The organism is Bradyrhizobium sp. Kon56 (genome assembly GCF_055807635.1).
Window position 1 is genome coordinate 47,275 of the sequence record NZ_JBVVOU010000029.1, and the last position, 15,376, is coordinate 62,650.

At 61.1% G+C, this 15,376-nt stretch carries 13 protein-coding genes and 1 pseudogene; 12 read left to right on the plus strand and 2 right to left on the minus strand.

Annotation, left to right across the window (positions count from 1 at the left end; all coding sequences use genetic code 11):
* Nucleotides 1-36 precede the first annotated feature (36 nt).
* The 5 genes from AC0L3B_RS31635 (at nt 37) to AC0L3B_RS31655 (ending at nt 5,367) form a co-directional block, all read left to right on the plus strand.
* The gene (locus AC0L3B_RS31635) at nt 37-1,767 is read left to right on the plus strand and encodes a relaxase/mobilization nuclease domain-containing protein (protein ID WP_473381636.1); all 1,731 of its coding nucleotides are present in this window, start codon (nt 37-39) and stop codon (nt 1,765-1,767) included.
* Nucleotides 1,768-2,381: 614 nt separating this feature from the next.
* On the plus strand, nt 2,382-2,804 hold the full coding sequence (tnpA, locus tag AC0L3B_RS31640) for an IS66-like element accessory protein TnpA (protein ID WP_275174649.1): 423 nt from the start codon (nt 2,382-2,384) through the stop codon (nt 2,802-2,804).
* Nucleotides 2,798-3,151 (plus strand): IS66 family insertion sequence element accessory protein TnpB, encoded by a 354-nt coding sequence (tnpB, locus tag AC0L3B_RS31645; protein WP_473381637.1) that lies wholly within the window; start codon nt 2,798-2,800, stop codon nt 3,149-3,151. Before tnpA ends, tnpB begins: the two co-directional genes overlap by 7 nt.
* Before the next feature lie 51 nt (nt 3,152-3,202).
* Complete coding sequence (tnpC, locus tag AC0L3B_RS31650) at nt 3,203-4,768, plus strand: IS66 family transposase (protein WP_473381638.1); 1,566 nt, start codon at nt 3,203-3,205, stop codon at nt 4,766-4,768.
* Nucleotides 4,765-5,367: a plasmid pRiA4b ORF-3 family protein gene (locus AC0L3B_RS31655; RefSeq protein ID WP_473381655.1), complete on the plus strand. Its 603-nt coding sequence runs from the start codon at nt 4,765-4,767 to the stop codon at nt 5,365-5,367. The genes tnpC and AC0L3B_RS31655 overlap by 4 nt, the downstream gene beginning before the upstream one ends.
* A gap of 398 nt (nt 5,368-5,765) precedes the next feature.
* Here the strand turns inward: AC0L3B_RS31655 and AC0L3B_RS31660 are convergent, their stop codons facing one another.
* Nucleotides 5,766-6,065, minus strand: coding sequence for a hypothetical protein (locus AC0L3B_RS31660; protein ID WP_473381639.1), 300 nt, complete (start codon nt 6,063-6,065; stop codon nt 5,766-5,768).
* 570 nt (nt 6,066-6,635) lie between these two features.
* Between AC0L3B_RS31660 and AC0L3B_RS31665 the strand changes: the two genes are divergently transcribed.
* Nucleotides 6,636-7,424: an IclR family transcriptional regulator gene (locus AC0L3B_RS31665; protein WP_473367936.1), complete on the plus strand. Its 789-nt coding sequence runs from the start codon at nt 6,636-6,638 to the stop codon at nt 7,422-7,424.
* Between the two features lie 152 nt (nt 7,425-7,576).
* On the opposite strand, the gene AC0L3B_RS31670 is transcribed toward AC0L3B_RS31665, so the two are convergent.
* Complete coding sequence (locus tag AC0L3B_RS31670) at nt 7,577-7,912, minus strand: hypothetical protein (RefSeq protein ID WP_473381657.1); 336 nt, start codon at nt 7,910-7,912, stop codon at nt 7,577-7,579.
* 253 nt (nt 7,913-8,165) lie between these two features.
* Between AC0L3B_RS31670 and AC0L3B_RS31675 the strand changes: the two are divergent.
* The 6 genes and pseudogenes from AC0L3B_RS31675 to AC0L3B_RS31700 all read left to right on the plus strand — a co-directional run.
* Nucleotides 8,166-8,360 (plus strand): annotated as a pseudogene (locus AC0L3B_RS31675) (transposase); the annotation flags it as partial.
* Between the two features lie 415 nt (nt 8,361-8,775).
* Nucleotides 8,776-10,398 carry an amidohydrolase family protein gene (locus AC0L3B_RS31680; RefSeq protein WP_473381640.1) on the plus strand — a complete coding sequence of 541 codons (1,623 nt, stop codon included), beginning with the start codon at nt 8,776-8,778 and terminating at the stop codon, nt 10,396-10,398.
* Nucleotides 10,395-11,372, plus strand: coding sequence for a CobW family GTP-binding protein (locus AC0L3B_RS31685; RefSeq protein WP_473381641.1), 978 nt, complete (start codon nt 10,395-10,397; stop codon nt 11,370-11,372). The genes AC0L3B_RS31680 and AC0L3B_RS31685 overlap by 4 nt, the downstream gene beginning before the upstream one ends.
* Nucleotides 11,373-11,386: 14 nt before the next feature.
* The gene (locus tag AC0L3B_RS31690; protein ID WP_473381642.1) at nt 11,387-12,343 is read left to right on the plus strand and encodes an ABC transporter permease; all 957 of its coding nucleotides are present in this window, start codon (nt 11,387-11,389) and stop codon (nt 12,341-12,343) included.
* Between the two features lie 13 nt (nt 12,344-12,356).
* Entirely contained in the window at nt 12,357-13,496 is a 1,140-nt protein-coding gene (locus tag AC0L3B_RS31695) for an ABC transporter permease (protein ID WP_473381643.1), read from the plus strand.
* Nucleotides 13,493-15,127 carry an ABC transporter ATP-binding protein gene (locus AC0L3B_RS31700; protein ID WP_473381644.1) on the plus strand — a complete coding sequence of 545 codons (1,635 nt, stop codon included), beginning with the start codon at nt 13,493-13,495 and terminating at the stop codon, nt 15,125-15,127. Before AC0L3B_RS31695 ends, AC0L3B_RS31700 begins: the two co-directional genes overlap by 4 nt.
* The last annotated feature ends 249 nt before the right edge of the window (nt 15,128-15,376 follow it).

Genomic DNA, 15,376 nt, shown 5'->3' on the forward strand with positions numbered 1-15,376 from the left:
GTCGTTGCTCAGCTTTCGGTACTTTGGTGAGCCAGAATGGCCGATAACAATGATTTTCGCGTCCGCCCGGGTCGCATACGATCCACGCGCTCGCCCAGAGCCAAGCCGTTTTTGGCGCAGGCGCTGAGAGCCGCGCAAAAGGCCGGCGGTTTTTCACGTCATGGTCGCGACCGGGGGGGCGGCAGGTTCGGGCGCGGCCGCGCGGCAAGTCTTGCGGCGACCAGGCTCCTCAACAATCGAGCCCGTGGTGCAATCGTCAAGGCGCGTGTCGTGCGGCGGATGCGCTCGCCCGGTGCGCTGCGAGCCCACATTGGCTACCTCCAACGCGATGGGGTTACCCGTGACGGGGCGCCAGGCAAGCTCTTCGACGCAGCAGGAGATGATGCAGACGGCCGTGCCTTTGCCGAGCGATGTGAATCAGACAGACATCATTTCCGGTTCATCGTATCGCCCGATAATGCGGGCGAGCTCGAGAGCCTGCGCGATTTCACCCGGGAGCTCATGGAACAGACCTCCCGCGATTTGGGCGCCCGCCTCGAGTGGGTTGCTGTTGACCATTGGAACACGGAGCACCCACACATCCACATCCTCGTGCGCGGACGTGCAGATGACGGAAAAGACCTCGTCATCAGCAGAGATTATATCGCCAACGGATTTCGTGCCCGCGCCGGCGAGCTCGTCACGCGCGAGCTTGGCCCGCGATCGGAGCTCGAGGTCCGTGAAGGTCTCGAAGCCGACGTGACGGCAGAACGCTTGACGAGGTTGGACCGGGTGCTTGCCCGCGAAGCGGGCTCGGCGGACGGAGTGATCGATTTGAGGTTGGACCAAAATACTGCGCGCGATCCCTTACGAGAACTGCGGATGGCGCGGATGCGGACGCTTGGGCAGTTGGGTCTGGCGGAACCCGTCGGACCTGCGCGCTGGGTGCTGGCCGAGGATACGGAAGCGCGCCTTCGTGCCCTCGGCGAGCGCGGCGATATCATCAAGCGGTTGCACAAGGCGATCACGCAGGATGGCGCCGCTCGCGCACCTTCCTCTTGGGCGCTCGAAGCCGAAAGCCATGGCGAAGCAGTTGTAGGCCGTCTCATCGGGCGCGGCCTGGACCACGAGCTCAAGGGTACCGCCTTCGCCATCGTCGACGGCATAGATGGACGTGTTCATCACCTCAAAATGCCCGACATCGATGCGATCGGAGACGGCCCGGTCGGTGGGATTGTGGAGCTCCGGCGATTTGAAAATCCGCGCGGCCGGGCACGAGTTGCGCTCGCGGTTCGCTCCGACCTCAACCTTGAGCAGCAGGTTACGGCGAAAGGTGCGACCTGGCTGGACCGGCAACTCGTGGCGCGCGATCCTGCCGAGCTGCCGCGCGCCGGCTTCGGGGCCGAAGTCCGAAATGCGCTCGATCGACGCATCAATGTGCTGGTAGGACAGGGGCTCGCGCAACGCCACAATGGCAAAGTCCGGCTTAGCCGCGACCTGATCGAGACGTTGCGCCGCCGCGAGCTCGGAATGGTCGGGCGTCAAGTGGCCGAAGAGATGGGACTGGCGCATTTACCCGCTGAAGCAGGTGACCAGATTTCGGGGGTTTATCGTCGGCGCCTGTCACTGGCCTCGGGCCGCTTCGCGATGATCGACAACGGCCTCGGCTTTCAGCTTGTGCCCTGGTCGCCTTCGCTCGATCGGGAATTGGGCAAACAGGTTAGCGGTATCGCCGGTCTAGGCCGCGTCGACTGGGACTTCGGGCGCAAGCGCGGCCTATCGCTCTGACCTGAGGTCCTGGCGCTGCACTGCGCCCATTTGCAGGGCGGGCGAGGCTTGCTTACCCTGCGGGGACTGGTCAAGACGGAAATATGGGAGAGGAGCGACAGTGAGCAGCAAATGGCAAATGGAGGATCCACAGTTCTGGACCTATCTCTTTACGCCTCCGGGTTCCCTCGATCTTGACGGCAGATCGTCGGCTGGACGCAGCTGCGTGGAAAATGTGCCGTTCACGATGAGCTTGCTGAGACTCGTCAGCTCTCAACGGCTAAATCGGCTAGCAGGACCTTCGAATCTAGATGATGGCCATCCCGTGTCGCGGAAACGGCATGGGACCTTCGATCTTGAAGTGATCGGAAGGTGTCTGACTTTGGCTTGATCGCGGTGACGATACCGTGCTCGTCTCGGATGCGGATGCGGATGCGGATGCGGATGCGGATGCTCAGATGTTCTGCAGAAGACTCCCCCGTTTCGCTCACAGCTTTTCCGTCCGCCAGAGCCCAGTTTGCTGGCCCGTTGTGCGGGGTGATCGAGCGTAAGCGGGGCTGCGAGGCCCATCAGATTGTTTGTGCGTAGACCTGTGAGCGCCGTTAGAAGAGTCATCTTCTGGAAGGGTGCTCACAATGGACGACCATTCGGACGACATAAGACGACCGTTGTCATCGCGCATAGAAGTGTACGCCGGCGGCGGCCGGAAACAGTGGCCAGATGATTTGAAGGCGCAGATTGTCGCGGACAGTCTCGAGCCGGGCGCGATCGTAACAGATGTCGCACGTCGCCATGGCTGCCGGCCCCAGCAGGTGCATGACTGGCGGCGCCGGGCGCGTTTGGGCCAGTTGGTGCTGCCGGCTTCGGCGGATACGCTGTCGTTCGTGCCGGTAGTGTCGGAATCGGCGTTACCGGCGGCCGCAGAGCCTACCGGGTCGCCGGAAGCAGCCATTGTGACGGTTGAGCTCCAGGGAGCACGCGTAGAGGTGCGGGGGGCGCCTGGCCTTGCTGTGTTGAGTGATGTGTTCTTAGCGCTTCGACGGACACGTTCATGCTGACGCCGCCTGCGAGCCTTACGATTTACGTAGCGACGCAACCTGTGGACTTCAGAAAAGGTGCGGAGGGCTTGGCGCTGTTGGCGAAGGCGACGCTGGGCCATGATCCGATGAAGGGCGTGGCCGTGGTCTTCCGTGCGAAGCGCGCTGACCGGGTGAAGATCGTCGTCTGGGATGGCAGCGGCCTTGTGATGTACTGGAAGCGGCTCGATGGCAGCGGCTTCAAATGGCCTCCCATCGTGGCCGGCGTGATGCGGATGAATGCCGCCCAGCTGTCGGCGCTTCTGGCCGGCATGGATTGGACGCGCATGCACGCGCCTCGAATCCCGCAGCCGAAAGCGCTTGCGTAGGACATAAAATCTTCGCTGCATCGGCGCGCAAAGCATGGCAAACTCGGGCTAATGAGCGATTTGCCTGATGAGCTGCCGAGCGATCCAGCCGAGTTGCGCGTCTTTGCCGCGGCTCTGCTGGATCGCTGCGCCAGGCTCGAGCGGTTGCTCAAGCTTGCAAAAGATGCGCGGTTCGGTCGGTCCTCGGAAAAGCTTGACGCTGATCAGCTTCACCTTGTTCTGGAGGATATCGATCAGGCCGTCGCAGCCCTCGAAGCGGCCGAGGATCGCGCCAATCCCAGAGTTTGCGAGAAGAGGACGGCCGCGCGCAGGGCCAACCGTGGTCAGTTGCCGGAGCATTTGCCGCGCATCGTCGAAACCCTGATGCCAGCGGAGACTTGTTGCCCGTCTTGTGAGGGCGACCTCTTTGAGATTGGTCACGATGAGAGCCAGAGGCTGGACGTCGTACCGGCGCAGTATCGCGTTATCGTCACCCGCCGACCCAAGCTGGCCTGCCGCGCCTGTCAGGGCGTCGTCCTCCAGCACGCCGCTCCCGAGCGACTGATCAGAGGTGGATTGCCCACTGAGCGGCTGGTCGCGCATGTGATCGACGCCAAGTATCATTGGCATTTGCCGCTTTACCGCCAGGCGCAGATGCTGGCGACGCACGGAATAGCGCTGGACCGTTCCACGCTCGCCTTCTGGGTCGGCTATGCCGCCCAGGAATTGAAGCCCTTGTGGCATCGTCTGCGCCAGCTTCTGCTCGCCTCTTCGAAGCTCTGTGTCGATGAGACTCCCGCACCGGTGTTAGATCCGGGGCGCGGCAGGACCAAAACCGGCTACTTCTGGGCGCTGTCACGCGATGACAGGCCTTGGGCCGGACCTGACCCACCTGGCGTGGTTTACGCTTATGCACCGGGCCGTGGGGCCGTCCATGGCTTGAGGCTGCTCGAAGGCTATCGCGGCATCATCCATTGCGACGGCTATCCGGCCTACAAGACCATGACCCGAGAGACGCGTGCGGACGCCTTGTCCGTGACGCTCGCCTTCTGCTGGTCGCATCTGAGGCGCCAGTTTGTGAAGATCGAGCGCGAGGCCGCTCCGGCGCCAGCTCCGGTTGCGCGCGAGGCTCTTGAGCGCATCGCCCAGCTTTACGCGGTCGAGAAAGCGCTCCGCGGCCGATCGGATGCCGAGCGCCGTGCTGGCAGGCAGGCGCATGCCCGATCTCTGGCTACAGCCTTGAAGCAGTGGTTTGAGGCCAAGCTTGATCACCTTGCACAGAAGAGCGACACGGCGAAGGCCCTGCGCTACGCGCTGCGTCATTGGGACGGTTTGACGCTCTATCTTGATGACGGGCGCATCGAGATGGACACGAATGCTGTCGAGCGTGCGATGCGGCCGATCAAGCTCAACGCCAAAAACTCCCTGTTTGCCGGTTGCGACGAGGGCGCCGAGAATTGGGCAGTTCTCGCTTCGTTGATCGAGACCTGTAAGCTCAATGGCGTCAGTGCCGAGCACTGGCTCGCTGATGTTCTCGCGAAGCTCGTCAATGGTTGGCCTGCGGCGCGACTGGACGAACTGCTCCCTTGGGCATCGATCTACACGATGCATGCACACGTTCCGAGGCTGGCGGCATGAGCCTGAACAGGACCGCGGTCCGGATCAAGGTGACCCTCAAGGACGTAAAACCGGAGGTCGTGCGTCGCCTTGTCGTACCCGTCACCCTGCGCCTAGACCGGCTGCATTTGACGCTTCAGGAGGCGTTTGGCTGGACGAACAGCCACCTCTTCGAGTTCTTCGCTGGTGAGGCGCATTGGGGGATTCCCGACCCCGACAATGATTACGGCCACCAGCCCATGGATGCTCGTAAAGCGCGGCTTTGCGATATCGTTCGAGAGACCGGCGCCAAGACCATCCACTATCTCTATGACTTCGGCGACAGCTGGGACCATGTGATCAAGCTCGAAAAATGGTTCGACAACACCACGACGGAGGGCATGCCCTTCCTGCTCGAGGCCGCCGGTCGTTGCCCTCCGGAAGGCGTCGGCGGTGCGCCAGGCTATGCCGAATACCTCGACGCCATCAGCGACCCTGCTCATCCGGAGCACGAACATATGCGCCGCTGGGGTCCGGAGCGGTTCGATCCCAACGTGATCGACCGGAATGCCCTCGAGGCCGACGTAAACGCGTTGTCCGACACATGGAAACCGCGGCGACGCGCTACGCGAACAAAATAGACGTCAAACGCCATTCAAAAGGGCCGCAGAGCTGCGCTTACGATCGAGCGGGCGAATAGCGATTTTAAACTGCTCGACTGTGCAGGCATTCGCGCGAGGCTATCGGTGTATGCTGGCCGGCGAGCAGTCGGACAGCCGCGCCGCCCCTCGACATCATGCACCTCGCGGAAGGGGACATCCGGATAGGCTGCCCCAGTCGTGCTTCCTACCAGCAGGAGACTCCTGCCCGTGCCGACCAAGCTGAGAAGCCGGTCGAGCACCACATCGTGCGGAACAAGCGGCAAGGATCGGAGCCGCCCAGTTTGCTGATGAGGAGCTTGAGGAATTCCGGCCCGTACCGCGCTGTGCCGAAAGCGCTCCGCGCCTCAGTTCGCCCCAGTGAACAACATAACGACCTGTCAGCGGGTGCCTCTCGGGGAGAGCAGCGCCGACCCGTTCGACTCCAGACCAATAATGACCTGTCGCTCCACTTGGATTGTCCCTGCCACGGCGCCGACGTCAATGCCGGAACTGACGAGGTCGGAGACAAGATGGTCGCTCGATCCGTCGACCAAATGCGTATCGACGTCGGGGAAGCGATGGCGGTGGTCAACGAGGGTGGCTCGGACCGATGCCGGCTTTGCACGGACCCACAGCGCCTTGGTGCGTTTGCCCCGTGCTCCTGACGATCTGAATGAGTATTGCGTGATGCACAGCATCGTGAATCTCGCGAGAGCGTTCGTGCCAATCGCGACGCCCAGAACGTGGGCCGTTCTGCGCGTCGACCGGCATAATCTGCATCTGCCACCCATTGCTGGTGCGCGAGCACCTGCGCCACCCTTTCGACCTCGGACTCTTGGGATGAGCTCCATAGCCCCTTCCTTATCGGTCCCAAGGGTCGCGGCGCAAAGTAAGGGGCAAATTCGTGTTTAGCAACGAGACTAATGAGAACGAGGAAGACAAGAGGATTCTGCCGCCGTTGAAAAGACGTCTTCGCAGGACACCGGCTTCTCCTAGTTCAATTGGAAGGCCACACAGGCCGCTCCCCGAGAGCAGCGGGATACTGCGGAGACTTTCATCACCAGAGGTATTCACAGTCAGGGAAGTGCTTGACCTCACCACCCGAATAGAAAAGACGACGACATCTGCCCCTATACACAGGCGCCATCAAGCCTGCACCGGTAGGCGCCCCATTGTCGCAACTGCCGGCACGAAGGCCGCAGGTTCGCTTTCCGAAACTTTGATGTGTATATTGGCAATTCCGAAGATGCCGCAGATGCAGAACCGCCATGAAAACCAAGAAGACTCCGAAGCATAAATCAGGCCCGTTGGAGCGTTATACACAGGTTTTGGAAGCGATCGCCGGGTCGCTCGATGGGCTTACCGGCCGCGAGATCGAGGCTGTGCTGGACCTCCCAAAGACGACGGTCAATCGGCTTGTAAACGCTCTGGAAAGCAGTGATCTGGTCGCCAGCAGCGGGCGGGGGGGCGAGTTCAAGCTTGGGGGGAGACTCCGTCGGATTTTGGAATCCGACACATCTTGGATAGTTGGCGCAAGCAAGCGCCGGCTTAAGGCATTGGCCGAACAAACCGGTGAAACCTGCTTCGTCGCTCGTCTGTCCGGCTCGTCCGTCCACTCCGTAGTGATGGAGTCGCCGGACGCAAGTGTCGGGGTTTATGTCGCACCCGGGCATGTGCTGCCTCCCCATGCGACTGCTTCAGGGAAGGTTCTGACGGCAATGCAGCACCCCCGGTTGCGCCAGGCGATTCTGGATACCGAACTCCCCAAGTTGACGGATAGGACGATCAGCAATCGCCAGGATCTTGAGCGTGAACTTGCGAAGATTCGGAAGCAGGGCTACGCCGTCGAGAACGGGGAACACATTCAAGGTCTTTACACGCTTGCCTGTCCGGTACTTTCTTTACCGGAAACACCGCCGATCTACGCCTTGGGACTCACAGGCCCAGCTGAGCGCGTGCGCTCGCGGGCGATCCCGGAGTTTCTTGAACGCCTCAAGTCCACGGCCGCCGAAATTGCAAATGCTTTCATGCCGGGTGCCCACATCGCAGGCCGTTGATAGGCACGGTCAGGCCGTCTGTCGCGCAGAACGAGTATTCTGCCACTCTAAGTGCCGCATCGCCTTCCGGCCTGGCATCAAGCATGGCGTTTGCCAGCGCTTCACCTCCACTCATCAGCTCATGCCAGACTGTATCCCAAGCGAACCGCGCATCACAAGGTAGAGGAGTCATGCCAGTTACGCTCTACGGCGACAAGCGCGGCGACGAGATGCCCGATTGGCTGGCCGAGAAGCAGAAGCGGCTTGAGAAGATCGCGAGGCCAAGCTGCGCTGGACGCCGAAGCCAAGGCCGCCGCCGAAGCGGAGAGCACGGCACGAGCCGAGGCGGAGGACAAATGTCGGGCGGAGAAGAGGCAAGACTCCGGCGCCGCGAATGCTGCGCCCGACGGCAAGGCGCAACGCAATTTCACCGATAAAGCCGCATCCTGAAGACGAAGGACGGTTACTTTCACGGCTACAACGCCCAAGCCGCGGTCGATGGTGCCCATCAGATCATCCTGGCGCAGACGCTTACCAGTTCCTCCAGCGATCAGGTGCAACTGGCTGCCGTTGCCGACGGATCAGGGCCAATCTGTGACTCTCCGACGAGGTATCGGCAGATGCCGGCTACTGCTCCGACGCCAATCTTCGAACCATTAAACGGCGCATCGAGCGTTACATCGCCACCGGAAGGCAGAAGCACGGCACCACGTCCGCCAGCGCGAAAGAGGCTTCAAGACTCAGCTCGCTGATCGCCAGGATAAGCACCAAGCTCAGGCGGGCCGGCTACCGAAGTCGTCACCGCTGCGCAAGCAGATCGTCACACCCCTCTTCGGACAGATCAAACAGGCAAGAGGGTTCAGGCAATTACTGCTGCGCCGCATCGATACAGTGCAGGCCGAATGGGCGCTGATTTGCATCGCTCACAACCTCGTCAAGTTGGCGAGGGCCGAATGAGCCGCCACCACTATCAAGATAAAAACGCCTTCCCTGGACAGGCTCCTAGCCGGCGGATTTCGGCGGCGAGCTATGGGAATGCGGCGGCCGTTCGTCGGACGTCCGACTATGCACCTTCAGCGCGCACAAGACCTGCCGCCGGCACCTGCAAGCTGTCTGCCGCTCGCTCGTGTCTCTCTCCGAGCAGAGGCTTGCGGAGCGCCTTATCCCGGCTTGCTTGGCTGTACCGTTGCGCTCGCCGGGCGCCGCGGCTCGCAAATGTAATGCCAACTCAAATCGCGGGATCGAGGCTCCGCGAGCCGCTATTCCGTCTCGCAATCTCCGTGACACCCGTTAGCCCTTGACTCCCGCGTAGCCACCATAATAAATCCAGAAACCGGCAAAAATAACCGAAAAACGGGAGAAACGCTTACGTATGTCCAACACAATCCTTCCACCCCCCGGAACTCCGGCCGGCGACGAAGATCTGATAGTCTCGGCCGCCCGCGGAATGCCTTCGCTCGCGCCGGGCCGCGGCCGCGACCGCGGCGTGGGGCCGTTTCCTCGGATGGTCCTTCGCGGGGCCACGGTCATCAACGGCACCGGGGCTCCTCCAATGGGGCCGATCGACATCGTCGTTGAGAAGGGCCGCATAACTCAGATCGTAAGCGTGGGCTTCCCCAAGATGCCGATCAACCCCGAACGCCGCCCGCCTCGGGGGGACTTCGAGATCGACTGCCACGGGAAATGGGTAACTCCGGGATTCGTCGATTCCCACGTGCACACCGGCATCTCTTCTCACGCGGCGAACGGCGAGCAGCCGCCAGTCGAATACGTTTACAAGCTGTGGTTGGCGCACGGTATCACGACCGTCCGTGATATGTGGTCGGCAAACGGCCTGGGCTGGACGCTCCAGCAGAAGGCCGCGTCCGAAGCTAACGAGATCGCCGCGCCGCGGATCATGGCTTATGCCGGCTTTCCAGCGCACGAGAGTCTCAACATCATTCACACTCCGGAAGAAGGGCGCGCCTGGCTGCGGGCCATCGCCAAAAGAGGCGCTGACGGTGTCAAGTTCTACGGCGCCGCGCCGGCGATCTTCAAAGCCGCCCTTGAAGAATCGAAGGCGCTTGGCCTGCGCAGTGGCTGCCATCACCCGCAAATGGCGCTTTCTCGGTTGAACGCACTGACGACGGCCAGGTGGGGGCTTACGAGCACGGAACACTTCTACGGTGTCCCCGAGACCATGTTCGAACGAGCCAGCATACAGCCGTACCCGGCCAACTACGACTACATGGACGAATACCTGCGGTATAATACCAGCAGCCAGAACTTCATTCACGCGGCTGAGCCTGCAAGCGCGAAATGGAATGAAACGCTCGACCGTTTCCTCGAACTCGACCATACGTTCGTCCCCACCCTTGCCATCTTGGAGGCCAATCGGGACTTGATGCGGGCGAGGCGCGCTGACTGGCACGACAAATATACTCACAAGACGCTGTGGGATTTTTTCGAGCCGCAGCGCGCCAACCACGGGTCGTACTGGTTTGAATGGTCGACACGAAACGAGGTCGAGTGGAAGGAACATTTCCGTCGATGGTCTGCGTTCGTGTACGACTATATGAAGAAAGGCGGTCGCGTTTGCCCGGCCAGTGATGCAGGGTTCCTGTACCAGATCTACGGCTTCTGCTTCATCCGCGATCTCGAATGGTTCCAAGAGGCCGGTTTCCACGCTCTGGAAATCATCCGTGCCGCGACGATGTCCGCCGCAGAGCTGATGGGGCTGGCCGACGAGATCGGCACGGTCGAGGTAGGGAAGTGCGCCGACCTGCTAGTTCACCAAGAAAACCCGCTCGAGGATCTGAAATTCCTTTACGGAACAGGTGCGCTGCGCCTCAATGACGCGACGGGTAGGTCAGAATGGCGGCGCGGCCTCCAATACACAATCCGTAACGGTGTGGTCTACGATACGGCCGAACTGCTATCGGATGTGCGTGGGATCGTGGCGCGCAGCTGGGCCGGCGCGAACATTGACACGTTGCTTGGTCAAGATAACGTATGAGCGTCAATACCCACCAATTTTGCCCGCACGTCTTTCTGCTAACTGGCTTCCTTGGAAGCGGAAAAACTTCGCTTATCCTCGATCACCTGCAAGACCCGGAGACTGCCAACACCGGCGTCATTGTCAACGAGGTCGGTCAAATCGACGTGGACGGCGCCCTCATTACGACGGGGCGCACAGGGCTCCCCCTCGCGACACTCGATAACGGCTGCGTGTGCTGTTCGCTCAATAGCGATCTGCCCCACGCCATCCTGGCTCTGCTCGCGGAAAGGGAGGCCGTGGGAGGCCAATCGTTGGAGCGCATCATTATCGAAACGAGCGGCCTGTCGAAGCCCTCTCCCATTCTGAGATCGCTCCTCGACATTGGGATGCCCCTGCGCACGACCGTGTTGTCGACCTATGACAGCGAACAGGGGCCAGACACGACAGCTCGCTTCGAGGAAGCTGTCGCCCAGCTCGCCGCCGCGCAGAAGATCGTGGTTACAAAGGTCGATCGCGTCGGTGAGCTCGCCTTGGACAGAGCCAGCGAAGCGGCCGCGTATCTGAATCCGCTCGCGGCAATCGTGAACGAGCGCGACCGCACGCGCCGAGCCCGGCTCGCCTTTGCGGGTATTCAAAGCCCACTTCGATCGAGTTTTCCCATTGTGGCGCGCCAGGAGCCACACAACTTCCAACACACCAGGATGAAAGTCTTCCTGATCAAATTTGAAGCACCCCAATGGGAGCAACTCATCGAATGGATCGAGAATCTGGTGGGGTACTGCGGTGATCGCTTGCTGCGGACGAAGGGGTTCGTCCGGATCGAAGGGCGTCGTATCCTTATTCAGGGAGTTGGTGGGACATTTGACCCGCCGCGCGAGATCGCCGACGGGGTGGAGCGGGAGGACGGACTGGTTGTTATCACGCGAGACCTAGCGCGGGTAGATTTCTCCACGATAGAGCCGCCCCTGAAACTGCAAGTGCGTGGACTCTAAGAGGGCATGCAACCATGAAGAAGATTCTTCGACTGCTTGCCAAGCGGATAGCCTTCGGCGCTATGACGCTCTTCATCATTTCGCTGATCCTCTTTGTCGGCGTCGAGTTGCTGCCCGGCGACGCCGCCCAATCCATACTCAGCCAGGACGCCGCTCCCGAAAATGTCGCCGCCTTGAGGGAAGAGCTTGGACTCAATGTACCACCCGTCGAACGGTATCTTAATTGGCTTGGCGGGGTACTAACGGGGGACCTTGGTCGATCAGTGGCGACGCACCGCGAGATTTCCGACCTCATTGGCACTCGCATCTGGAACACGCTGTTCCTGGGAGGCTTCGCCGCCGTCATGGCGGTGCCGGTTGCGCTTGGCCTTGGCATCCTCGCCGCAACTTACAGGCATTCAATGTTCGATCGGGCGATCAACGTCACAGCATCTATTTCGATCTCGCTCCCTGAATTCTTCCTTTGCTACATCCTCATCCTCCTCCTCAGCGCCAAAGCGGGAATCTTCCCAGGCATCTCGAACATCCGTCCCGATCTCAATTTGGGTGAACGTCTATATCGTACAGCGCTACCGTCGTTTGCCCTCAGTCTTGGGGTGTTCGCCTACATGATGCGAATGACCCGCGCGGCGATTGTCAACCTGTTGGCGCAGCCATACATCCAGATGGCACGCCTCAAGGGCGCGGCGCCCGGTAGCGTGATTGTGCGGCACGCGCTCCCCAACGCATTCGCCCCGATCATCAACGTCGTGGCGCTCAGCCTGGCGTACCTCGTCGTTGGCGTCGTGGTGGTGGAAGTCATCTTCGTCTACCCCGGGGTCGGTCAGCTTCTGGTCGACTCCGTCGCCCGTAGGGACGTCCCGGTCGTTCAGGCTTGCAGTATGTTCTTCGCGCTGGCCTACGTATCGCTGAACCTGATCGCCGACGTTCTGACAATTTTAACCAATCCCCGCCTTCTCCACCCGCGTTGAGTAAAGGAGCTCCATGACTGATCTTGCAATCGGACGCGGCGTTACGGTCTGGCTCCCGATCGGCGTCACCGGGCTTGTCTTTGCCGTCTCAGCGAATGCCGCCTGGCTACAGGGCAATTGGGGCGCAATCGCTCTTGGAACTGCCGCTTTTGCCGGGATAGCCGCGACCCTCTTGAGGTGCACGCAAGGCAGGCTGGTAGAGTTGGGGATTCTCCTGACCTCGCTACTCTACGGAGCGGCCGTTGCGACGGCACAAACCCGCTTTGCGGCATTCCCTGCCTCGGGTATTGCCGGCTTAGTCGCAATCCAAGCCATGACCTTGCTGGCCGTGAGACAAGCGCGCCCGCTGAGATCCGCACCGGTCTCTGCCTGGATCGGACTCATCCTGATTGCCGGGTACATCCTCGTCGCGGCGCTAGCGCCGATCTTGGCGCCCTACTCTCAATCGCAGATCGTGGGAGCGGAGTATGCACCGTGGGGACCTGACTTCTTGTTGGGGACAGACAACCTGGGCCGCGACATGCTAAGCCGGCTTCTGTATGCTACAAGGAACACGATCGCCATCGCTCTCGCGGCGACACTGACTGGATTTCTCGCCGGCTCCGCCGCGGGGCTGCTTGCCGCCACAATCGGAGGCTGGGTCGACAACGCCCTCGGGTGGGTCGTGGATGTCGCAATGGCCATCCCGCAACTCATCTTTGCCTTGCTGATCCTTACGCTCACGGGTACCTCGATCACTGCGCTGATACTCGTCATCGCATTCGTCGATTCGACACGCGTGTTTCGCCTCGTGCGAGCGGCTTCATCAAATGTCCTTGCGCTCGATTTCGTGGAGGCGGCCCGCCTACGCGGTGAGGGCCTCATCTGGATCATGCGGAAGGAAGTATTGCCGAACATTAAAGCGCCGCTTCTGGCGGAATTCGGGATGCGCTTCTGCTTTGTTATCCTCTTCGTCAGCAGTTTATCCTTTCTAGGCTTAGGCGTGCAGCCGCCGACCGCCGACTGGGGCAGCATGGTTCGTGAGAACGCTGCGCTCATCGTCTACGGTGAGCTCGTGCCGCTACTGCCTGCCGCGACCATCGCGGTGTTCGCGGTTGCGATCAACTTTACCGTTGACTGGTTTTTGTATCGAGCGAGCGGGCTAAAAGCATGAGCGGCGTAAGCGTATCCACCGGCCCGTTAATCCAGATAACCGGCCTCACGGTTGAGGTAAGAGAGGATCATACGTGGCGCGCCGTGCTCAGTGGGTTGGATCTTACGTTGCGTCGCGGCGAAGTGCTCGGTCTCATCGGGGAATCTGGCGCCGGGAAGTCCACCATCGGCCTCGCCGCGCTCGGCTATGTTAGGAGCGGCAGCCGCTTCGCGAACGGTTCGATCCGCTTCGACGGGCAAGAACTCGTGGGGGCACCCGAAAAGCAATTGCGGGCGCTTCGCGGTTCCCGGGTTGCCTACGTGGCGCAAAGCGCCGCCGCATCGTTCAACCCGGCTTGGAACCTGATCAGCCAGTATGCCGAAATACCGGTCGAGCGCCGCCTCAGGACAAGGCGACAGGCCAAAGCCGACGCCCAAAATATGTTCAAGACGCTGCTCCTGCCCGACCCGCGGGGAATCGGATATCGCTATCCGCACCAAGTCTCCGGCGGCCAGCTTCAACGCGCCATGATCGCGATGGCCATGGCCTGCCAGCCGGAGCTCATCGTCTTTGACGAACCCACGACCGCACTGGACGTGACCACTCAGGTTGAGGTGCTCACGGCAATCAAGCTGATCGTCGAACGGTTCCGTACCGCGGCGCTTTACATCTCGCACGACCTCGCGGTCGTCACCCAGCTGGCCGATCGCATCATGGTGCTCAGGCACGGCCGGAAGGTCGAGGAAGGCGAGACTCGTCAGATCCTCGAGGCGCCCCGCGAGCTCTATACGAAAGCGCTGCTCGGCCAGAAAGTCGAGCGACGGCAGCCTGTTCCCTCACCTGCCGGCCAGCCTCTCCTCCGCGTTGACAGCCTCAGCGCGGCTTACGCACGAGGACCAAACGTCCTTCAGAACGTGTCCCTCAACGTTGGCCGCAAGCAGACGGTCGCCGTCGTTGGGGAGTCGGGCAGCGGGAAGAGTTCGCTTGCCCGTGCCATCACCGGCCTTTTGACACCGTCCCAAGGCGCGATCACGCTGGACGGAAAGCTGCTGCCTGCGCGCATGCATCAGCGGTCCCGCTCGGACCTAAAACGTATCCAGATGATTTATCAATCGCCTGACACGGCACTCAATCCGCGGCAACAAATCGGGGAAGTCCTGGGACGGCCACTCGAATTCTATCTCGGTTTGCGAGGCAAGCCCCAGAAACGATACGTCGCGAAGCTGCTTGAGATGATAGACCTGAGCGAGTGCTTTGCCCGTCGGCTCCCTGACGAACTGTCCGGGGGCGAAAAGCAACGCATCTGTATCGCTCGAGCGCTGGCGGCCGAGCCCGAACTCATCATATGCGATGAAGTGACATCCGCTCTCGATCAGCTTGTCGCTCAAGACATACTGCGGCTGTTTCAGCGCCTGCAGGAGGAGCTCTCGGCCTCCTTCCTCTTCATTACACACGACCTGGGAACAGTGAAGGCGATCGCTGACCAGATCGTCGTCATGCAAAACGGGCAAGTCGTCGAGCAGGGATCACGAGATACCGTCTTGGAGCCGCCGTTCCTTCCCTACACCAACCTCCTGCTCTCATCCGAACCCAAGCTGGACCCAAACTGGCTGACGCAGCTGCTCGCCACCCGAGGGTGCGCACCCAGCTAATTTCGGGCGAAGGCTGGCGGTTTCAACATGTCATGAGACGGCTTCGCGTCGCGGTTTGCCCAAACGGCCGTGTGACCCCCGCCGAATGTCCATCACAAGAACCCCCCGCATTGGAAATCGCTGATAACGCTGACGCGGCTTGCCGCCACCTCCGCGGATTGCGCGATAAGCGACAGGAATCCAGGCTTGCGGGCGACCTTGCCTTCTCACGACGCTTCGCCATTGACATTCGTGTGCATTCGAATTTTT